Source organism: Streptomyces sp. NPDC004752 (assembly GCF_053601275.1).
Genome location: NZ_JBSGBN010000038.1, coordinates 1 through 20,960, shown reverse-complemented (window position 1 = coordinate 20,960; position 20,960 = coordinate 1). Strand labels below are relative to the sequence as shown.

The 20,960-nt window shown below is 72.0% G+C and carries 19 protein-coding genes; 17 read left to right on the top strand and 2 right to left on the bottom strand.

All coding sequences use genetic code 11. The features are described from left to right. The first annotated feature begins 179 nt into the window (after positions 1 to 179). From hrcA to era, 16 genes are all read left to right on the top strand, one after another. Entirely contained in the window at positions 180 to 1,196 is a 1,017-nt protein-coding gene (gene hrcA, locus ACWEKM_RS17960; RefSeq protein ID WP_451622144.1) for a heat-inducible transcriptional repressor HrcA, read from the top strand. Then, positions 1,197 to 2,333, top strand: a complete 1,137-nt coding sequence (dnaJ, locus tag ACWEKM_RS17955) for a molecular chaperone DnaJ (RefSeq protein WP_451622143.1) — start codon at positions 1,197 to 1,199, stop codon at positions 2,331 to 2,333. Between the two features lie 188 nt (positions 2,334 to 2,521). Continuing rightward, positions 2,522 to 3,598, top strand: coding sequence for a nitronate monooxygenase (locus ACWEKM_RS17950; protein ID WP_451622142.1), 1,077 nt, complete (start codon positions 2,522 to 2,524; stop codon positions 3,596 to 3,598). Next, positions 3,595 to 4,353, top strand: coding sequence for a 16S rRNA (uracil(1498)-N(3))-methyltransferase (locus ACWEKM_RS17945; RefSeq protein ID WP_451622141.1), 759 nt, complete (start codon positions 3,595 to 3,597; stop codon positions 4,351 to 4,353). Before ACWEKM_RS17950 ends, ACWEKM_RS17945 begins: the two co-directional genes overlap by 4 nt. A gap of 323 nt (positions 4,354 to 4,676) precedes the next feature. After that, positions 4,677 to 5,264 carry a hypothetical protein gene (locus ACWEKM_RS17940; RefSeq protein WP_451622140.1) on the top strand — a complete coding sequence of 196 codons (588 nt, stop codon included), beginning with the start codon at positions 4,677 to 4,679 and terminating at the stop codon, positions 5,262 to 5,264. 144 nt (positions 5,265 to 5,408) lie between these two features. Then, on the top strand, positions 5,409 to 8,567 hold the full coding sequence (locus tag ACWEKM_RS17935; protein ID WP_451622185.1) for a S41 family peptidase: 3,159 nt from the start codon (positions 5,409 to 5,411) through the stop codon (positions 8,565 to 8,567). A 426-nt stretch (positions 8,568 to 8,993) separates the two neighbouring features. Next, on the top strand, positions 8,994 to 9,362 hold the full coding sequence (locus ACWEKM_RS17930; protein ID WP_451622139.1) for a histidine triad nucleotide-binding protein: 369 nt from the start codon (positions 8,994 to 8,996) through the stop codon (positions 9,360 to 9,362). A 6-nt stretch (positions 9,363 to 9,368) separates the two neighbouring features. Next, positions 9,369 to 10,274: a ribonuclease Z gene (locus tag ACWEKM_RS17925; protein ID WP_451622138.1), complete on the top strand. Its 906-nt coding sequence runs from the start codon at positions 9,369 to 9,371 to the stop codon at positions 10,272 to 10,274. Positions 10,275 to 10,293: 19 nt separating this feature from the next. Continuing rightward, positions 10,294 to 11,286: an adenosine deaminase gene (locus ACWEKM_RS17920; protein WP_451622137.1), complete on the top strand. Its 993-nt coding sequence runs from the start codon at positions 10,294 to 10,296 to the stop codon at positions 11,284 to 11,286. A gap of 213 nt (positions 11,287 to 11,499) precedes the next feature. Beyond that, positions 11,500 to 12,642, top strand: coding sequence for a carbohydrate kinase family protein (locus tag ACWEKM_RS17915; RefSeq protein ID WP_451622136.1), 1,143 nt, complete (start codon positions 11,500 to 11,502; stop codon positions 12,640 to 12,642). 236 nt (positions 12,643 to 12,878) lie between these two features. Then, on the top strand, positions 12,879 to 13,955 hold the full coding sequence (locus ACWEKM_RS17910; protein ID WP_451622135.1) for a PhoH family protein: 1,077 nt from the start codon (positions 12,879 to 12,881) through the stop codon (positions 13,953 to 13,955). Between the two features lie 12 nt (positions 13,956 to 13,967). Continuing rightward, complete coding sequence (gene ybeY, locus ACWEKM_RS17905) at positions 13,968 to 14,465, top strand: rRNA maturation RNase YbeY (RefSeq protein WP_451622134.1); 498 nt, start codon at positions 13,968 to 13,970, stop codon at positions 14,463 to 14,465. A gap of 10 nt (positions 14,466 to 14,475) precedes the next feature. After that, positions 14,476 to 15,783, top strand: coding sequence for a hemolysin family protein (locus ACWEKM_RS17900; protein WP_451622133.1), 1,308 nt, complete (start codon positions 14,476 to 14,478; stop codon positions 15,781 to 15,783). Beyond that, positions 15,780 to 16,139: an MmcQ/YjbR family DNA-binding protein gene (locus ACWEKM_RS17895; protein WP_451622132.1), complete on the top strand. Its 360-nt coding sequence runs from the start codon at positions 15,780 to 15,782 to the stop codon at positions 16,137 to 16,139. The genes ACWEKM_RS17900 and ACWEKM_RS17895 overlap by 4 nt, the downstream gene beginning before the upstream one ends. 121 nt (positions 16,140 to 16,260) lie before the next feature. Beyond that, complete coding sequence (locus ACWEKM_RS17890; protein ID WP_451622131.1) at positions 16,261 to 16,611, top strand: cytidine deaminase; 351 nt, start codon at positions 16,261 to 16,263, stop codon at positions 16,609 to 16,611. Positions 16,612 to 16,823: 212 nt separating this feature from the next. Beyond that, positions 16,824 to 17,777 carry a GTPase Era gene (era, locus tag ACWEKM_RS17885; RefSeq protein ID WP_451622130.1) on the top strand — a complete coding sequence of 318 codons (954 nt, stop codon included), beginning with the start codon at positions 16,824 to 16,826 and terminating at the stop codon, positions 17,775 to 17,777. A 115-nt stretch (positions 17,778 to 17,892) separates the two neighbouring features. Here era and ACWEKM_RS17880 read toward each other — a convergent pair whose 3' ends face one another. After that, positions 17,893 to 18,615, bottom strand: coding sequence for an SGNH/GDSL hydrolase family protein (locus ACWEKM_RS17880; protein ID WP_451622129.1), 723 nt, complete (start codon positions 18,613 to 18,615; stop codon positions 17,893 to 17,895). A 55-nt stretch (positions 18,616 to 18,670) separates the two neighbouring features. On the opposite strand from ACWEKM_RS17880, the gene ACWEKM_RS17875 reads away from it, so the two are divergent. Then, entirely contained in the window at positions 18,671 to 19,345 is a 675-nt protein-coding gene (locus tag ACWEKM_RS17875; protein ID WP_451622128.1) for a TetR/AcrR family transcriptional regulator, read from the top strand. Between the two features lie 58 nt (positions 19,346 to 19,403). On the opposite strand, the gene ACWEKM_RS17870 is transcribed toward ACWEKM_RS17875, so the two are convergent. Next, the gene (locus ACWEKM_RS17870; RefSeq protein ID WP_451622127.1) at positions 19,404 to 20,717 is read right to left on the bottom strand and encodes a GH1 family beta-glucosidase; all 1,314 of its coding nucleotides are present in this window, start codon (positions 20,715 to 20,717) and stop codon (positions 19,404 to 19,406) included. Positions 20,718 to 20,960: the final 243 nt, after the last annotated feature.

Genomic DNA, 20,960 nt, shown 5'->3' with positions numbered 1-20,960 from the left:
GGCGGGAGCAGCCTTGCCCGGGGTGCACCCCACGGCCGTACACTGGGGCGGGGAAGCTGGCACTCGCATGCGTAGAGTGCCAGGCGAAAGACCTGAATGACCTTGAACGACCTGTAAGACCTGAACGACCTGAATCACCTGAAAGGCCGCGGGGACGACTTGCTGGAGGTGAGCGCACGATGCTGAGTGAACGCAGGCTCCAGGTGCTGCGCGCCATCGTCCAGGACTATGTCGGCACCGAGGAGCCGGTGGGTTCGAAGGCGCTCACCGAGCGGCACAACCTCGGCGTCTCCCCGGCCACGGTCCGCAACGACATGGCGGCGCTGGAGGACGAGGGGTTCATCGCCCAGCCGCACACCAGCGCCGGGCGGATCCCCACCGACAAGGGCTACCGGCTGTTCGTGGACAAGCTCGCGGCCGTCAAGCCGATGACCCCGCCCGAGCGGCGCGCCATCCAGAACTTCCTGGACGGCGCCGTCGACCTGGACGATGTCGTGACGCGGACGGTGCGGCTGCTCGCGCAGCTGACCCGGCAGGTCGCCATCGTGCAGTACCCGTCCCTGACCCGCTCGACCGTGCGGCATGTGGAACTGCTCGCGCTCGCCCCCGCGCGCGTGATGCTCGTGCTGATCACGGACACCGGCCGGGTCGAGCAGCGGATGGTCGACTGCCCGGCGCCGTTCGGCGAGACGTCCCTGGCGGATCTGCGAGCGCGGCTCAACAGCCGGGTCGCGGGCCGCCGCTTCACGGACGTGCCGGGTCTCGTCGAGGATCTGCCGGATGCCTTCGAGGCCGAGGACCGCGGTACGGTCTCGACGGTGCTCTCCACCCTCCTGGAGACGCTCGTCGAGGAGAACGAGGAGCGGCTGATGATCGGCGGCACCGCCAATCTGACCCGCTTCGGCCATGACTTTCCCCTCGTGATCCGGCCGGTCCTGGAGGCCCTGGAGGAGCAGGTCGTGCTCCTCAAGCTGCTGGGCGAGGCGAAGGAACCGGGCGTGACCGTGCGTATCGGTCATGAGAACGCCCATGAGGGACTCAACTCCACGTCCGTGGTGTCGGTCGGCTACGGTTCGGGCGGCGAGGCAGTCGCCAAGCTCGGCGTGGTCGGACCGACCCGCATGGATTACCCGGGAACGATGGGAGCGGTACGCGCAGTGGCACGGTACGTCGGACAGATCCTGGCGGAGTCGTAAGTGGCCACGGACTACTACGCCGTTCTCGGCGTGCGCCGCGACGCGTCGCAGGAAGAGATCAAGAAGGCTTTCCGGCGGCTCGCACGCGAGCTGCACCCGGATGTCAACCCCGATCCGAAGACGCAGGAGCGCTTCAAGGAGATCAACGCCGCCTACGAGGTGCTGTCGGACCCGCAGAAGAAGCAGGTCTACGACCTCGGTGGCGATCCCCTCTCGCAGTCCGGTGGCGCCGGTGCGGGCGGCTTCGGGGCCGGTGGCTTCGGCAATTTCTCCGACATCATGGACGCGTTCTTCGGCACGGCGTCGCAGCGCGGACCGCGCTCGCGCACCCGGCGCGGCCAGGACGCCATGATCCGTATCGAGATCGAGCTGGACGAGGCGGCCTTCGGCACGACGAAGGACATCCAGGTCGACACGGCGGTCGTCTGCAAGACCTGCAACGGCGAGGGCGCGGCGCCGGGCACCACCGCCCAGACGTGTGACATGTGCCGCGGGCGCGGTGAGGTGTCGCAGGTGACGCGGTCCTTCCTGGGCCAGGTCATGACCTCGCGCCCATGCCCGCAGTGCCAGGGCTTCGGCACGGTCGTACCGACGCCGTGCCCGGAGTGCGCGGGCGACGGCCGGGTGCGCTCGCGCCGGACGCTCACGGTGAAGATCCCGGCCGGTGTGGACAACGGCACCCGCATCCAGCTCGCGGGCGAGGGCGAGGTCGGTCCCGGCGGCGGGCCCGCCGGCGATCTGTACGTCGAGATCCACGAGCTGCCGCACACCACCTTCCAGCGCCGCGGCGACGACCTGCACTGCACGGTGACGATCCCGATGACGGCGGCGGCCCTCGGTACGAAGGTGCCGCTGGAGACGCTGGACGGCATGGAGGAGGTCGACATCCGTCCGGGCACCCAGTCCGGCCAGTCGATCCCGCTGCACACCCGGGGCGTGACCCATCTGCGGGGCGGCGGCCGGGGCGACCTCATCGTGCACGTCGAGGTCCAGACCCCGACCAAGCTCGACCCCGAGCAGGAGCGCCTGCTGCGCGAACTGGCGAAACTGCGCGGCGAGGAGCGCCCCCTGGGCCAGTTCCAGCCCGGTCAGCAGGGGTTGTTCTCGCGGTTGAAGGATGCGTTCAACGGGCGTTGACGTGGGCTGTGGGTGCTGCCGGGGGTCCGGGGGTCGGTCCCCGGGTAGGCGCAGTCAGCCCGGTCAGCAGGGGTTGTTCTCGCGGTTGAAGGACGCGTTCAACGGGCGCTGAGGTACCGGTTGCCGGCGGCTTATGCCAGGCGCATGCCGGATTCGGACTTGTGGGGAGGACGTGACAACATGCGGTCATGTCCTCCCCACTGACCGATCTCTGCCCACATCCGATCGTGCAGGCCCCGATGGCGGGCGGTGTCGCCGTCCCGCAGCTCGCCGCCGCCGTGTCCGAGGCCGGTGGGCTGGGGTTCCTCGCTGGCGGGTACAAGACCGCCGACGGCATGTATCAGGAGATCAAGCAGTTGCGGGGGCTCACCGGCCGTCCCTTCGGTGTGAACCTCTTCATGCCCCAGCCCGAGTATTCCGACCCGGCGGCCGTCGAGGTGTACGCGCACCAACTGGCCGGCGAGGCCGCCTGGTACGAGGTCGAACTCGGCGACCCGGACAGTGGCCGGGACGACGGCTACGAGGCCAAGCTGGCCGTGCTGCTCGACAACCCCGTGCCGGTGGTGTCGTTCCACTTCGGCGTCCCGAGCCGGAACGTCATCGACTCGCTGCGCCGGGCCGGCATCGTCACCCTGGTCACCGCGACCACCGCGGAGGAGGCCCTGGCCGTGCAGCGGGCCGGCGCCGACGCGGTGATCGCCCAGGGCGTGGAGGCCGGCGGCCATCAGGGCACCCATCGCGACATCCCGGAGAACGACGGCTCCGGCCTGGGGCTGCTCGCCCTCGTCGCCCAGGTCCGCGAGACCGTGGACATCCCGATCGTCGCCGCCGGCGGGATCATGCGCGGCGGCCACATCGCCGCGGTCCTCGCGGCCGGCGCCGCCGCCGCCCAACTCGGCACCGCGTTCCTCGCCACCCCCGAGTCCGGCGCGTCCGCCGTGCACAAACAGGCCCTCACCAGCCCCCTGTTCACGCGTACGGAGCTGACCCGGGCGTTCTCCGGCCGGCCGGCCCGCGGCCTGGTCAACCGGTTCCTGCGCGAGCACGGCCCGTACGCCCCCGCCGCCTACCCCGAGGTCCACCACCTGACCGCGCCGCTGCGCAAGGCCGCCGCCAAGGCCGGTGACGCGCAGGGCATGGCGCTGTGGGCGGGCCAGGGCCACCGGATGGCCCGTGACCTGCCCGCCGGACGGCTGGTGGAGACCCTGGCGGCCGAACTCGACGCGGCCAGGACAGCGTTGTCGGCCGGGGGCGACTCGCAATGACGGCGCCGGTGTTCGTGGTCGACTCACTGGACGACGTGGGCGCGGTCGGCGGGGAGTTCGTGCTCGACGGGCCGGAGGGCCGGCACGCGGTGTCCGTGAAGCGGCTGCGGCCCGGCGAGGACGTCGTGCTCACCGACGGCCGCGGGCGCTGGATCGAGGGCGTGGTCAAGGCCGCCGAGGGCAAGGACCGCCTGGTCCTCATGGATCTGGAGAGCGTCGTAGAGGAGCCCGTGGAGCAGCCCCGGATCACCGTCGTCCAGGCGCTGCCCAAGGGCGACCGGGGCGAGGTGGCCGTGGAGACCATGACCGAGGTCGGTGTCGACGCCGTTGTGCCCTGGCAGGCGGCCCGCTGCATCACCCAGTGGAAGGGCGAGCGGGGTCTGAAGGCGCTCGCCAAGTGGCGGGCCACCGCCCGCGAGGCCGGCAAGCAGTCCCGCCGGGTGCGCTTCCCGGAGATCGCGGACGCGGCCACCAGCAAACAGGTCGCCGCGCTGCTCGCGGACGCCGACCTCGCCGTAGTCCTGCACGAGGACTGCGACCACGGCAGCGCACCGCTGGCCACCGCCGAACTCCCCACCGAGGGCGACATCGTGCTGGTCGTCGGGCCCGAAGGCGGCGTCTCCCCGGAGGAGTTGGCGCTCTTCGCGCAGGCGGGCGCGAAGCCGTACGTCCTCGGACGCACGGTGCTGCGTACGTCGACCGCCGGGACCGTCGCCGCGGCCCTGCTGTTGGGGCGTACGGGCCGCTGGTCCTGACGGGCCGTCGGCCCTGGTCCGTTGACCCGGGCTGGGCTCGCATGGGTGGCTGGTGGTTGGTGCTCTATCCGTGGTGTCCGAAGCCGGTGGCGCGCTTTGCGGCGTGGCTGTGCGTCCTGGGGTGCAGGGTGCTGCGCACGTCGACCCCGGGGACCGCCGCTGCGGCCCTGCTGTTGGGGCGTACGGGCCGCTGGTCCTGACGGGCCGTCGGCCCTGGTCCGTCGCCTGGCCCCGGCCCGCCGCTCGGGGTCGGGCTCACACAAACAGGTGACTGGCCGTTTGTGGCCTATCGCCGTGCACAGGTCGGTGGCACGCTGCCCTTCATGGGGGTATTCAGCCGGATTCGGCGCGGGCCGCGCGGCGCGCGGGTGACGGCCGTGGTGGGGCTCGTGGCGCTGGCCGTGGTCGGCGCGGTGGCCTGCCAGCCGACAGACCTGAGCACCGCGACCGTCGCGTACACCACCGACAGGACCGCGACGGCGCGGCTCGAACGGCAACACGTCGACGTGAGCTGGCTCAGCTGCACCGGCGGCAGCGACGGCAGCGACGGCACGACGGCGGGCGGCACGGCGACCGCGCGGACGCCCTCGCCCACCGAGCGCACGATCATCTCCGTCGACTGCCAGGGACGGACCAAGGATGGGAAGGACATCACCGTCAAGGGCCGGATCACCAAGGCCGTCGACGGCGCCTGCGTGCGCGGCGACCTGGTCGCCAAGGTGGACGGCCAAGAGCGGTTCCACGTCAACGGCCTCGGCGACTGCGACGCCACCCCCGGACCGGCGTACACCCCACCCCCCACCTACCGGCCCCCGAGCGGACCGCGGCCCGCCCCCACCGTCACCGTGACCGTGACCCGCACCCTGTGGTGCCAGGACGACCCCAACTGTCGGCCCGTCGCGGGCAAGTGATTCGAACGGGGTCCATCTGCGGCGTTCGCTGCATAGGGTGACCGGGTGACTGAGTCCACTTCGACGGACGCGGCGAGCGTGGCGGGTTCGGCCGGCGTCCCCCGAGCTTCTTCGTATCTACGCTTTCCCCATCTGCGGGGCGATCTGGTCGTCTTCACCGCCGAGGACGACATCTGGCTCGCCCCCCTGGACGGCGGCCGGGCCTGGCGGGCCAGCGCGGACAACGTGCCGGTGACCCACCCGCGCATCTCGCCCGACGGCGCCACCGTCGCCTGGACCTCCACCCGCGACGGCGCCCCCGAGGTGCATGTCGCGCCCGTCGACGGCGGCCCCGCGCGACGGCTGACGTACTGGGGGAGCTGGCGCACTCAGGTGCGGGGCTGGACCCCGGACGGCCGGGTCCTCGCGCTCAGCACGCACGGCCAGCCCAGCCTGCGCCGCAGCTGGGCACGGGCCGTCCCGCTCGACGGCGGACCCGCGGACACCCTGCCGTACGGGCCCGTCGGCGACGTGGCGTTCGGGCCGTGCACCGTGCTGCTGTCCGCGACGATGGGCCGCGAGGCCGCCTGGTGGAAGCGCTACCGGGGCGGTACGGCGGGCAAGTTGTGGATCGACCGGAACGCCCATGCCGCGGACGGCGCCGGGGAGTTCGTCCGGCTGCACGAGGACCTGGACGGGAACATCGAGGCCCCGATGTGGGTGGGGGACCGGATCGCCTTCCTCTCCGACCACGAGGGCACCGGCGCGCTGTACTCCTCCCTCCCCGACGGCTCCGAGCTGCGCCGGCACACGCCGATCGACGGCTTCTACGCCCGGCACGCCGCCTCCGACGGCAGCCGCGTCGTCTACTCCAGCGCCGGCGAACTGTGGCTCCTCGACGACCTGACGGGCGCGGAGCCGCGCCGCCTCGACATACGCCTGGGCGGGCCGGGCCTGGACCTCCAGCCGTACCCGCTGAGCGCGGCCCGCTGGTTCGGGCCCGCGTCCCCCGACCACACCGCGCGCGGCAGCGCGGTCTCCGTGCGCGGCGCCGTCCACTGGGTCACCCACCGCTCCGGCCCCGCCCGCGCCCTGGCCGCCCGGCCCGGCGTGCGGGCCCGGCTGCCGCGCGCCTTCCGCGCGGACGGCGAGGAGTGGGTGGTGTGGGTGACCGACGCCGAGGGCGAGGACGCCCTGGAGTTCGCCCCCGCGACCGGCCTCGCGCCCGGCGCCGTACCCCGGCGGCTCGCCGTGGGACAGCTGGGCCGGGTCCTGGAACTTGCCATGGCACCCGACGGCAGCCGGGCCGCCGTCGCCGCGCACGACGGGCGGCTGCTGCTCGTCGAACGGGAGACCGGCGAGGTGCGCGAGGTCGACCGCAGCCCGGACGGCGACGTGTCCGGGCTGGCCTTCTCGCCCGACTCGGCCTGGCTCGCCTGGTCGCACCCCGGCCCGCACCCGCTGTGCCAGCTCCGGCTCGCCCACACCACCGATCTGTCGGTCACCGAGGCGACCCCGCTGCGCTTCCAGGACTACGCGCCCGCCTTCACCCTCGACGGCAAACACCTCGCCTTCCTGTCGAACCGGTCCTTCGACCCGGTGTACGACGAGCACGTCTTCGACCTCGCCTTCGTGGTCGGCGACCGCCCGCATCTGATCACCCTGGCCGCGACCACGCCGTCCCCGTTCGGCCCGCAGCGGCACGGGCGGCCGTTCGAGACCCCCGACCGGGACGAGACCCCCGACAGCGAGGGCACCCCGGCCACCCGTATCGACCTGGAGGGCCTGGCCGACCGGATCGTCCCGTTCCCGGTCGAGGCCGCCCGCTACTCCAATCTGCGTGCCGCGAAGGACGGCGTGCTGTGGCTGCGTCACCCGGTGCGCGGCGTCCTCGGCGCCACCCGGGCCACGCCCGACGACCCGGACCCCAAGACCGAGCTGGAGCGCTACGACCTCGTCCAGCAGCGCATCGAGCATCTCGCTGCCGACGCCGACCACTTCGAGGTCAGCGGCGACGGCAAACGCGTCCTGCTGCGGACCGACGACCGGCTCAGGGTGGTGCCCAGCGACCGGCGGGCCGGCCATGACGACGACGGCGACACCAGTGTCACCGTCGACCTCGACCGGGTCCGGCAGACCGTGGACCCGGTCGCCGAGTGGCGGCAGATGTACGACGAGGCCGGCCGCATCATGCGCGACCAGTTCTGGCGGCCCGACCTGGGCGGGGTCGACTGGGCCGGCGTCCTCGACCGCTATCGCCCGGTCCTCGCCCGGATCGCCACCCACGACGACCTGGTCGACCTGCTGTGGGAGGTACAAGGCGAACTCGGCGCCTCGCACGCCTATGTCGTACCGCGCGGCGGCTACGGTTCCGGCGCCCGCCAGGGCCTGCTCGGCGCCGACATCTCCCGGCACCCGGACGGCGGTTGGCGCATCGACCGGATCCTGCCCGCGGAGACCTCCGACCCCCGGGCCCGCTCCCCGCTGGCCGCGCCCGGCGTCGCGGTGCGCGCCGGGGACGCGATCGTCGCGGTCGGCGGCCGGCCGGTCGACCCGGTGGCCGGTCCCGGCCCGCTGCTCGTCGGCACGGCCGGGCATCCGGTCGAGCTGACCGTCTCGCCGGCCGGCGGCGGCGACCCGCGGCACACCGTCGTCGTCCCGCTCGACGACGAGGAGCCGCTGCGCTACCACGCCTGGGTAGCCGACCGGCGGGCGTACGTCCATGAGCGCTCCGGCGGCCGGCTCGGCTATCTGCATGTGCCGGACATGCAGGCGCCGGGCTGGGCGCAGATCCACCGCGACCTGCGGATCGAGGTGGCCCGCGAGGGACTGGTCGTGGACGTCCGGGAGAACCGGGGCGGGCACACCTCGCAACTCGTCGTGGAGAAGCTGGCCCGGCGGATCGTCGGCTGGGACATGCCGCGCGGCATGCGGCCGGTCAGCTACCCGTCGGATGCGCCCCGCGGGCCCGTGGTGGCCGTCGCCAACGAGTTCTCCGGCTCCGACGGCGACATCGTCAACGCGGCGATCAAGGCGCTCGGCATCGGTCCGGTGGTCGGCACCCGTACCTGGGGCGGCGTCATCGGCATCGACAACCGGTACCGCCTGGTCGACGGGACCCGGATCACCCAGCCCAAGTACGCGATGTGGCTGGAGGGTTACGAGTGGGGCGTGGAGAACCACGGGGTGGACCCGGACGTGGAGGTGGTGCAGCGCCCGCAGGACTGGGCGGCCGACCGGGACGCCCAGCTGGACGAGGCGGTGGCGCTGGCGCTGGCCGCGCTGGAGTCGACACCCGCCAAGACGCCACCGCGGCTGCCGTGACACATGACGGTGCCGCGAGGCCCGGGCCGGTGCGCGGCTGAGACGCGTCGGCCCGAGCGGTGTGCGGTTCCGGGGGCGGCGGTACGGGCAGCCGGGTTGCCGTGCGTCTGGTGCCGCCGGTGGGGGGGGCGTGGTGGGCGGGTTCACCGGTGTCCCTGGCCCCGCCGGTGGGGCTGTGCCGCGGACGAGGGCTGGTGTGCGGCCCGGACTGCGGTGCGGTGTCAGGAGTCGTGTTGTGAGGTGGCCCGGAGTCGCTGTGCGGGCCGGGGGCTGCCGTGAGGTCTGGGGTCGCTGGTGCTGGTGCTGGTGCTGGTGCTGGTGCTGGTGTCGGTGTCGGTGTGGGGTGGTCCGACTCGTGGGTCCGGGTTCGGCCGCCCTCGCTACCATGCACCCATACGAGATCATCCGGCGTGAGGAGACACACGTATGGCAGGGGAGCAAGCGGACGGCGCGCCGCAGGACGACTGCCTGTTCTGCAAGATCGTCGCGGGGCAGATCCCGGCGACGATCGTCCGGGAGACGGAGACCACGGTCGCCTTCCGGGACATCAACCCCCAGGCGCCCACCCACGTCCTGGTGATTCCCAAGGCGCACTACCGGGACGCAGCCGAGCTGGCCACCGCCGCGCCGTCGCTCGCCGCGGACGTGCTGCGCGAGAGCCGGGTCGTCGCCGACGAGGACAAGCTGGAGAGCTACCGCATCGTCTTCAACACCGGCAGCGGCGCCGGCCAGACGGTCTGGCACGCCCACGCGCACGTCCTCGGCGGTCGCGGCATGCAGTGGCCCCCCGGCTAGGGCGCCGTGTCCGTCCGTGAACTGGTGGTGCTCGGCACCGCCAGCCAGGTTCCCACCCGGCACCGCAACCACAACGGTTACCTGCTGCGATGGGACGGGGAGGGGATCCTGTTCGACCCCGGCGAGGGCACCCAGCGCCAGATGCTGCGGGCCGGGGTCGCCGCCCACGACCTGAACCGGATCTGTGTCACGCACTTCCACGGGGACCACTCGCTGGGCCTGGCCGGGGTGATCCAGCGGATCAACCTGGACCGGGTGCCGCACCAGGTCCTGGCCCACTACCCACGCTCCGGGCAGCGCTTCTTCGACCGGCTGCGGTACGCCACCGCCTACCGGGAGACCGTCGCGCTCACCGAGGCGCCCGTGGACCGCGACGGCACCCTCGCGGTGACCCCCGCGTACACCCTGGAGGCACGCAGGCTGTCGCACCCCGTCGAGTCGTACGGATACCGCCTCGTCGAGCCCGACGGGCGCCGCATGCTGCCCGAGCGGCTCGCCGCGCACGGGATCGCCGGGCCGGACGTCGGGCGGCTGCAGCGTGAGGGCGTTGTGCGGGGCGTGACGCTGGACGACGTCAGCGAGGTGCGGCGCGGGCAGCGGTTCGCGTTCGTCATGGACACCCGGCTGTGCGACGGGGTGCACGCGCTCGCCGAGGGCTGCGACCTGCTCGTCATCGAGTCCACCTTCCTGGACGAGGACATCGAACTCGCCGCCGAGCACGGGCATCTGACCGCGGGTCAGGCCGCCCGCGCGGCCCGGGACGCGGGGGTGCGGCACCTGGTGCTCACCCACTTCAGCCAGCGTTACGCGGATCCGCAGGAGTTCGAGCGGCGGGCGCGGGCCGCGGGCTTCGAGGGGGAGCTGACGGTGGCATACGACCTCCTGCGGGTGCCGGTTCCAAAGCGCAGGTGAACACCCGTACGATGCTTTGATGCCCCTCCCCAAAGCGGAACTGCACCTCCATATCGAAGGCACGCTGGAGCCCGAGCTGGCGTTCCGGCTGGCCGAGCGCAACGGCGTGAAGCTGCCGTACGCGAACACCGGGGAACTGCGTGAGGCGTACCGGTTCGAGGATCTCCAGTCCTTCCTGGACCTGTACTACGCGCTCATGGCCGTGCTGCGCACCGAGCGTGACTTCGAGGATCTCGCCGACGCCTATCTGGCCCGGGCCGCCGCCCAGGGCGTGCGGCACGCGGAGATCTTCTTCGACCCGCAGGCGCACCTCGCCCGGGGCGTGGCGATGGACACGGTCGTCGAGGGGCTGTGGCGGGCGCTCGGCAGCAGTGTGGAGAACCACGGCGTCTCCACCCGGCTGATCATGTGCTTCCTGCGGGACGAGTCCGCCGAGTCCGCGCTGCGTACCCTGGAGGCGGCCCGGCCGCACCTCGACCGGATCACCGGCGTCGGCCTGGACTCGGCCGAGGTCGGGCACCCACCGGTGAAGTTCCGCGAGGTGTACGAGGCCGCCGCGGCGCTCGGGCTGCGGCGGGTGGCGCACGCCGGCGAGGAGGGGCCGCCGGAGTACATCGCCGAGGCACTGGACGTGCTCGGCGTCGAGCGCATCGACCACGGGCTGCGCTGCATGGAGGACCCGGCGCTGGTCGAACGGCTGGTGCGGGAGCGGATCCCGCTGACCCTGTGCCCGCTGTCGAACGTCCGGCTGCGCACGGTGGACGTCCTGACCGAGCACCCGCTGCCCGCAATGCTCGACGCCGGGCTGATGTGCACGGTCAACTCCGACGATCCGGCCTACTTCGGCGGCTACGTCGGCGACACCTTCGACGCGGTGCGTGCTGCGCTGGGCCTGACCGAGGACCGGCTGCGCGAGCTGGCCCGCAACTCCTTCCTGGCATCGTTCCTGGAGGACGACGAGGAGCGCCGGAGGCGGTATTTGGCGGAAGTGGACGCCTACACCTTCGAGTAGTAGCCCCGGCACCTTCGTGTAGCAGCCCCGGGCGCCGACCGGAGAGACGTCGGCACCCACCGACACCGGGCGCGGCGCCCGTCGCACCGATCGGGCTCGCGCAGGGTGCCGCCACGCCCCGAGGCAAGACCGGCCACGGAGAACCAGAGGCGAGACCGGTCACGGAGAAAGGGTGCACACTGGCCTGATCCGCACCACGTCAGGGAGCGCACCGTGACCGCGTCTCACGCGATTGCCGGAGAGGAACCGGAGCACCTCACCCAGCCCCAGCACGGGCAGGTCCACGTCGACCCGCTGGCCACCCTGCGCGCCCCCGGGGACCCGCCCTGGGACGTCTATCTGACGGGCACCGTCTTCCTGGACATCATCTTCACCGGGCTCGACGCGGCCCCCGTGCGCGGGACGGAGTCCTGGGCCCGGGGAATGGGGTCGAGCCCCGGCGGGGTCGCCAACATGGCCACGGCACTGGCCCGGCTCGGCCTGCGCACCTCCCTCGCCGCGGCCTTCGGGGACGACCACTACGGCGATTACTGCTGGGACGCGCTCGCCCAGGGCGAGGGCATCGACCTGTCCGCGTCGCGCACGGTCCCCGGCTGGCACTCGCCGGTAACCGTCTCGATGGCCTACGACGACGAGCGCACGATGGTCTCCCACGGCCACGAGCCGCCCCCCGAGGAACCCGCACCGGACTGCCCGCCCCGCGCGCGTGCCGCGGTCGCGTCCCTGACACCCGGGACCCGCGCCCCCTGGCTCGCCCAGGCCGCGAGCGAGGGCACCCGCATCTTCGCGGACGTCGGCTGGGACGACACGGGCGCCTGGGACCTGGCCGCTCTGGCCGACCTGGAGCACTGTGAGGCGTTCCTGCCGAACGCCGAGGAGGCGATGCGCTACACCGGCGCCGACTGCCCCAGGTCGGCGGCGCATGCGCTGGCCGAGCACGTACCGCTGGCGGTGGTCACGCTCGGTGCGGAGGGTGCGTACGCGGTGGACCGGCGGACCGAGGAGACCGCCGAGGTCCCCGCGATCGCCGTGGAGGCCCTCGACCCGACGGGCGCCGGCGATGTCTTCGTGGCGGGCTTCGTGACCGGCACCCTGGCCGACTGGCCGCTGGCGGACCGGCTGGCCTTCGCCGGGCTCACCGCCGCGCTGTCCGTCCAGGAGTTCGGCGGGTCGCTGGCGGCTCCCGGCTGGTCGGAGATCGGGGCGTGGTGGCGCAGGGTGCAGTCGGTCGCCGGCCAGGACCCGGCCGCGCTGCGGCGGTACGCGTTCCTGGAGCGGCTGGTGCCGGAAGAACGGGCCCGCCCGTGGCCCCGCCGCCGAGCAGTCCCCACCATCGGCTTCCGCCGCTCGGCCTGAGAGGGGACTTCGGTGGCCGAGGCCGCTCGGGGAGCGCCCGGACGGGTTGGTACGGAGCGGTACGGAGTGGTACGGGGCGGTAGGAGGTGGTTCGCGATGGTTCCGGGGGCGGTTTGTGGTGGGCGGGCTAAAAGACCTACAGCGTTGTCGGTGCACCGTCGTACCCTTGGAATCGCGAGGCCGCCCTCAGCTACGCGGCCGTGAAGAGGAGGAACCGCAGGCCATAGCGCCGGCCCATGACTCAGACACCCACAGCTCGCACCCCCGCGCAGGAGCAGGCGAGAGCACAGTTCACGGTCCCCGCCCAGCACCCGATGGTCACCGTGCTGGGTTCCGGCGACTCCCTTCTGCGCGTGATCGAGACGGCCTTCCCGGCGGCCGACATCCACGTCCGGGGCAATGAGATCAGCGCGGTCGGCGACCCTCGTGAAGTCGCCCTCATCCAGCGCGTGTTCGACGAGATGATGCTGGTGCTCCGCACCGGGCAGCCGATGACGGAGGACGCAGTGGAACGCTCGATCGCCATGCTCAAGGCGAGCGAGAACGGGGAGAGCGACGGCCAGGAGACCCCGGCCGAGGTGCTGACGCAGAACATCCTGTCCTCGCGTGGCCGCACGATCCGCCCCAAGACGCTCAACCAGAAGCGCTATGTCGACGCGATCGACAAGCACACCATCGTCTTCGGTATCGGCCCCGCCGGCACCGGCAAGACCTACCTCGCCATGGCCAAGGCCGTCCAAGCCCTGCAGTCCAAGCAGGTCAACCGCATCATCCTGACCCGCCCCGCGGTCGAGGCCGGTGAACGCCTCGGCTTCCTGCCGGGCACGCTCTACGAGAAGATCGACCCCTACCTGCGCCCGCTGTATGACGCGCTGCACGACATGATCGACCCGGATTCCATTCCGCGGCTCATGGCGGCGGGGACCATCGAGGTGGCTCCGCTCGCCTATATGCGTGGGCGTTCGCTGAATGACGCCTTCATCATTCTGGACGAGGCGCAGAACACCAGCCCCGAACAGATGAAGATGTTCCTCACCCGGCTCGGCTTCGACTCGAAGATCGTGATCACGGGCGATGTGACCCAGGTCGACCTGCCGGACGGCACCAAGTCCGGTCTGCGGCAGGTGCAGGACATCCTGGACGGGGTGGAGGACGTCCACTTCTCCCGACTGTCCTCCCACGATGTCGTACGGCACAAGCTGGTGGGCCGTATCGTCGACGCGTACGAGAAGTACGACAGCAGGCACGGCACCGAGAACGGCACCCACAAGGGCGGCCGCGGCAAGGCCGGGCACGCGCACAAGGGGAAGTAGACCAGCACGAGCATGTCGATCGACGTCAACAACGAATCCGGCACCGAGGTAGACGAGCAGGCGATCCTCGACATCGCCCGCTACGCGCTCGCGCGGATGCGCATCCACCCGCTCTCCGAGCTCTCGGTGATCGTCGTGGACGCCGACGCCATGGAGCAGTTGCACATCCAGTGGATGGACCTGCCGGGTCCGACCGATGTCATGTCCTTCCCGATGGACGAGCTGCGGCCGCCCGCCAAGGACGACGAGGAGCCCCCGCAGGGACTCCTCGGCGACATCGTGTTGTGCCCGGAGGTCGCGGCGAAGCAGGGGGCCGAGGCCCCGACGCAGCACTCCATGGACGAGGAGCTCCAACTGCTCACCGTCCACGGAGTGTTGCACCTGCTCGGCTACGACCACGAGGAGGCCGACGAGAGGGCCGAGATGTTCGGCCTGCAAGCGGCCATCGTGGACGGCTGGCGCGCGGAGAAGGGCCTGACCGGCCCGTCCCCGGCGCCCACGGTCTCGTAAGCGGGTCCGCATGAGTGTGCAGATCGTCCTCGGCGCGATCGCGCTGATCGTCGTCGCCTGGCTGGCCGCCTGCGCGGAGGCGGGCCTCGCGCGCGTCTCCAGCTTCCGCGCCGAGGAGGCCGTGAAGTCCGGCCGCCGCGGCAGCGCGAAGCTGGCCCGGGTCGCCGCCGATCCCACCCGCTACCTCAACGTCGCGCTGCTGGTCCGGGTAGCCTGCGAGATGGCCGCGGCGGCGCTGGTCACCTACGCCTGCCTGAAGGAGTTCCCCGGCTCCACCGCCGAGGCGCTCCTCATCGCGATGGCCGTCATGGTCCTCGTGTCGTATGTCGCCGTCGGCGTCTCGCCGCGCACCATCGGCCGGCAGCACCCGCTCAACACGGCCACCGCGGCGGCGTATGTGCTGGTTCCCCTGGCCCGGGTGATGGGCCCGATCCCGTCGCTGCTCATCCTCATCGGCAACGCGCTCACCCCCGGCAAGGGCTTCCGCCGCGGCCCGTTCGCCTCCGAGGCGGAGCTGCGCGCCCTGGTCGACCTCGCGGAGAAGGAGTCGCTCATCGAGGACGAGGAGCGCCGCATGGTGCACTCCGTCTTCGAACTCGGCGACACCCTGGTGCGGGAGGTCATGGTCCCGCGCACCGATCTGATCGTCATCGAGCGCTACAAGACGATCCGCCAGGCCCTGACCCTGGCACTCAGGTCCGGTTTCTCCCGCATCCCGGTCACCGGTGAGAGCGAGGACGACATCGTCGGGATCGTGTATCTGAAGGACCTGGTCCGCAAGACGCACATCAGCCGCGACGCCGAGAACGACGTGGTGTCCACGGCCATGCGGCCCGCCGTCTTCGTGCCCGACACCAAGAACGCCGGGGACCTGCTGCGCGAGATGCAGAAGGAACGCAACCACGTCGCGGTCGTCATCGACGAGTACGGCGGCACGGCCGGCATCGTCACCATCGAGGACATCCTGGAGGAGATCGTCGGGGAGATCACCGACGAGTACGACCGCGAACTGCCGCCCGTGGAGGAGCTGGGTGACGACCGTTACCGGGTCACCGCCCGCCTCGACATCACCGACCTCGGCGAGCTGTACGGGCTGGAGGAGTACGACGACGAGGACGTGGAGACGGTCGGCGGGCTGCTCGCGAAGGCGCTGGGCCGGGTGCCGATCGCGGGCGCCTCGTCGGTCGTGGAGCTGCCGGACGGCCGGGAGCTGCGGCTGACGGCGGAGGCCGCGGCCGGACGCCGGAACAAGATCGTGACCGTGCTGGTGGAGCCGGTCGCCGCGGACGGGGCGCCCGCCGAGCAGGACCCCGAGTGACGCCTGGGGAACTGCGTGACTTCTGTCTGTCCTTCAACGCGAGCGTGGAGGACTTCCCGTTCAACCCCGAGACCTCGGTCTTCAAGGTGCTGGGCAAGCTCTTCGCGCTGACCAGCCTGGGCGCCACCCCCCTGACGGTCAACCTGAAGTGCGATCCGGAGGACGCGGTCCGGCTGCGCGGCGAGCACCCGGGTCTGATCGTCCCGGGCCGGCACATGAACAAGCGGCACTGGAACACGGTCACGGTCGACGGCGCACTCCCGGACCGTCTGGTCCGGGAGCTGATCGAGGACTCGTACGATCTGGTCGTCGCGGGACTGCCGCGCGCCGAACGGCTCCGCCTGGACCGTCCCTGACGCAGGCCGCCTGACGCAGGCCGCCTGGCGCCGACCGCCCGGCTCCGGCCACCGACCGCCGGGCGGTACGGTGCGTACCCCGTGGCGGACCGGGCCCTGCGGGGCTTCGTATGCTCGGGGCATGACCGACAGCAACGGGCTCGACCCCGAGGACCGCAAGATCGTCACCCTGGCCCGTTCCGCTCGGGCCCGCAACGGCGTGCCCGAGGGCGCGGCGGTGCGGGACGAGACCGGACGTACCTATGTCGCCGGGACCGTCGACCTCGACTCCCTGCGGCTCAGCGCCCTGCGGACGGCCGTGGCGATGGCGGTGGCGTCCGGGGCAAAGTCCCTGGAGGCGGCGGCCGTGGTGACCGAGGCCGACGGCGTGCCCGACAAGGACCTGGCAGCCGTACGGGACCTCGGCGGCGCGGGCACGCCCGTGCTGGTCGCCGGCACCGACGGCACCGTCCGACAGACCCTGCCCGCCTGATCCCCACAGCTCTCGCCCGCTTGAACCCCGCTGCCCCCGGCCGGAGTTCGACCGTCGGCCGGTCGTCGGCCGTTTCGTCGTCGTCGGCCGGTCGCCGTCCGTCGTCGGCCCGTCGCCCGCCGTCGAGCCGGCGCCGACCGGACGGACCCGGTCCCGTACCGCCCGCCGTGGGCGGTGCGGGGCTGGGTTCTGGATCAGGGACAATGGGCGGCATGAGCGTTCGTACCCAGTCATCCGAGCAGTCGGCCGAGGCCGTACACCGTGCCGGCTTCGCCTGCTTCGTGGGCCGCCCCAACGCGGGCAAGTCCACCCTCACGAACGCGCTGGTCGGGCAGAAGGTGGCGATCACCTCGAACCGGCCGCAGACGACCCGGCACACGGTACGGGGCATCGTGCACCGCCCCGAGGCCCAGCTGATCCTGGTCGACACCCCCGGCCTGCACAAGCCGCGCACCCTGCTGGGCGAGCGGCTGAACGATGTGGTGCGCACCACTTGGGCCGAGGTGGATGTGATCGGCTTCTGCCTGCCCGCCAACCAGAAGATCGGCCCCGGCGACCGCTTCATCGCGAAGGAGCTGGCCGGGATCAAGAAGACGCCGAAGGTGGCCGTCGTCACCAAGACCGACCTGGTGGACTCCAAGGCACTCGCCGAGCAGCTGATCGCCGTCGACGGGTTGGGCAGGGAGCTGGGCTTCGAGTGGGCGGAGATCGTCCCGGTGTCGGCGGTCGGCGACAAACAGGTGGAACTCCTCGCCGACCTGCTGATCCCGCTGCTGCCCGAGGGCCCGGCGCTCTATCCCGAGGGTGATCTCACGGACGAGCCCGAGCAGGTCATGGTGGCCGAGCTGATTCGCGAGGCCGCGCTGGAGGGTGTCCGGGACGAGCTGCCGCACTCCATCGCCGTGGTCGTCGAGGAGATGCTCCCGCGCGAGGACCGCCCCGCGGACCGGCCGCTGCTGGACATCCACGCCAACCTCTACATCGAACGCTCCAGCCAGAAGGGCATCGTCATCGGTCCCCAGGGCAAGCGCCTGAAGGACGTCGGCATCAAGTCCCGCAAGCAGATCGAGGCGCTGCTGGGCACGCCGGTGTTCCTGGACCTCCATGTGAAGGTGGCGAAGGACTGGCAACGCGACCCGAAGCAGCTGCGACGGCTGGGCTTCTGATCCGGCAGCCGCATTTCAGCTTCTTCGGGACGTCCCCGAACCGGACCCGCTGCGGATCGCCCGGTGTCGGGTCCTTGTCCAGATCCAGCGGAAGCCAGTCCGCGGGCGGTGCCGGTCAGCGGTCGGCTGTGGCCGGCGGGCAGGCCGTCTCCGTGAGCGTGGCCAGCCGGGAGGCGAGGACACGGCCCCAGGCTCGGTAGCCCGCGGGGGACGGGTGGAACCGGTCGGCGGCCAGCCAGTCGCCGGGGAAGTCCGGCGGGCCCCCGGAGGGAAGATGGAAGACGGCGGCTCCCCTCGTGGCCGCCGTCTTCAGTTTGTGGTCCAGCAGACGGACGTAGAGCGACATCGGCAGGCGCTGCCGACGCGGCAGGGCCGTCAGGCCGTCGATCCTCGGGAGGCCCGCGAAGACCAGCGGGACCTCCTCGCCGAGTCGCAGGCGTACGTCGCGGATCAGGGACTCGGCGTCCCGGCGGAACGCGCCCGGCCGGCGCAGCCGCAGCGCGTCGTTGGTGCCCGCCGCCACCAGGACCAGGTGCGGGCGCCAACGGGTCGTCGGGTCGGTCAGGCCCGACAGCAGACCGTGCCGCACCCCCGAGAGCGTCGCGCCCGGCTTCGCCGTCACCCGCCAGGACACCGCCCGGCCGGTCAGCGCCGTGAGGGCCTGTGCCGTCTGGCCGGTGAGCGCGTCACGGTGGTTCGGCGCGCCCACGCCCGCCGCCACCGAGTCCCCGATCACGGCGAGCCGCAGCGCGGGCTCCGCGCCGTTCGTGGTCCCCGTGTGGTCCCCCGCCGCCTCCGGTAGCCGTACCGGTCGTGCTCGCGTACCCGTCCTGCGCATGCGCCGACCCCCGTCCATAACGCTGTTATGTCTATAACAGCGTTATGCTCGGCTCGTGTCAACCCGGAACCCGGATGGGGCGGCGCAAGGCCGCGGCGACCGCTCCCTCCGTCGCCGCCTGCTGGACGAGGCCGCCCGTGTCCTTGCCGAAGAAGGGCCCGGCGCGCTCAGCGCCCGGCGGCTCGTCCGGGCCGTCGGCGCCTCCACCATGGCCGTGTACACCCATTTCGGGTCCATGCCGGAACTGGTGCGCGAGGTCATGAAGGAGGGCGTCGAGCGGTTCCTCGCCCGGGTGCGGGAGGTCCCGCCCGCTCTTACGCCCGACGCCGATCCCGTTCGTGAACTGGCCGGACTCTGCCGCGCCTACCAGGACTTCGCCCGCGCCGAACCCCATGTCTACGCCGTGCTGTTCGGCGGCTCGGCGCTCGCCGGGTTCGAACTCAGCGAGGCGGACCGATCCATGGGCGTCGCCCTGCTGCGCTTCCCGCGTGACGCCATCCGCCGGTGCGTCGGCGCCGGGCGGTTCCGCGCCGATACGGACGCCGATCTCCTCGCACGCCAGCTGTTCGCGCAGATGCACGGGCTCGCCCAACTCACCCGCGCCGGTTACATTTTGGGCCGTTACAGCCCGGACGACGTCCTGACCGGACTGCTGCGGGACCTTGCCCTCGCCGCCGGGGACGAGCCCGCACGGGCCACGGCATCCGTACGGTCAGGGCTGTGCGGGTGACCCGTCCTGGGGCCCGGCGCACGACGAGGGGATGGCGCCGCTCCTCGTCCGGCCGGGGTCATCTCTGGGCCCGCAGTACGTCCCGGAACCAGCCGTACGACGCCTTCGGGGTCCGGCGCTGGGTGTCGTGGTCGACGTGGACCAGGCCGAAGCGGCGGGCGTAGCCCTCGGCCCACTCGAAGTTGTCCAGCAGCGACCAGACGAAGTAGCCGCGCACGTCCACGCCCGCCTCGATCGCGCGGTGCAGCGCCCTGATGTGGCCGTCGAGGTAGGCGATCCGGTCCTGGTCGGCCAGGCCCTCGTACGAGCAGCCGTTCTCGGTGATCACCACCGGTGGGAGCCGGTCGCCGTACCGGTCCCGGAAGGCGGTCAGCAACTCCGTGAGGCCTTCCGGGACGATCGGCCAGCCGAAGTCCGTCACCGGGCGGCCCTCGATCTCCCTTATCGAGAAGGGGAGTTCGGCCGGAATCGGCAGCCCGCCGAACTCGGTCTCCGTGTCCTGCGGGGCGCCCACCCGGGTCGGCGCGTAGTAGTTGACGCCGTACCAGTCGAGCGGCTCGGCGATGACCTTGAGGTCGGCGTCGACGTCGCCCGGCATCAACTCGCCGATGCCCTCCGGGTACCGGCCGAGGAGCAGCGGGTCGGCGAACAGGCGGTTCAGCAGGACATCGTAGAACTCGGCCGCTCCCATGTCCTCCGGCGCGGTGGACGCCGGCCAGGTGGGGCCGTGGGAGTTGGCGATGCCGATGTCGGCGGCGCCGGCCGCGCGCAGGGCCCGTACCGCGAGGCCATGGGCGAGGAGTTGGTGATGGGCGACCGGAAGGGCATCGAACAGGAGGCGCCTGCCGGGGGCGTGCGCGCCCAACGCATGGCCCAGCAGCGTGTGTTCGGCGGGCTCGTTGAGGGTGATCCACTTGGTGACGCGGTCGCCGAGCCGGGTGGCGACCGCCGACACGTACTCGGCGAAGCGCTGTGCGGTGTCCCGGTCCAGCCAGTCCAGCCGGGCGGGCAGGTCCCAGTGGAAGAGGGTCGGGACGGGGCGCACGCCCACCGCGCACAGCTCGTCCACCAGGCGGTCGTAGAAGTCGAGCCCGCCGGGGGAGTCGACCCGCGGCCAGGAGACCGAGAAGCGGTACGCGTCCACGCCCAGGCCGGACAGGAGCGCCACGTCCTCGCGGTAGCGGTGGTAGTGGTCGCAGGCCACCGCCGCCGTGGAGCCGTCCTTCACCCGCCCCGGTTCGGCCGTGAACACGTCCCACACGGACGGCTCGCGCAGGTCCGCCGCCCCCTCGATCTGATGGGCAGAGGTCGACACCCCCCACAGAAAGCCGTCCGGAAACCGAGGCATCGGACTACCGGCATCAGTCACCATGAACGGGATCATCCTTACCCCCAGTAACAAATGTCAACGCCCCAACGCCCCCGATAGCGGCGCGGGGAACTGCGCGATCACCCGAAACAAAACGACGCCGCAGTCGAGCAACCGCCCATTCACCCCAACCCAGCGGAGCCGGCCTTGGTACTGGTGTTGAGTCGGCCTGGGGCGCGGTTTCGGCGTTGCCGCCGACCCGTTTCCCCAGGCCGCTCGCCGCACCCGGCGTGCGGCTCTCACCGC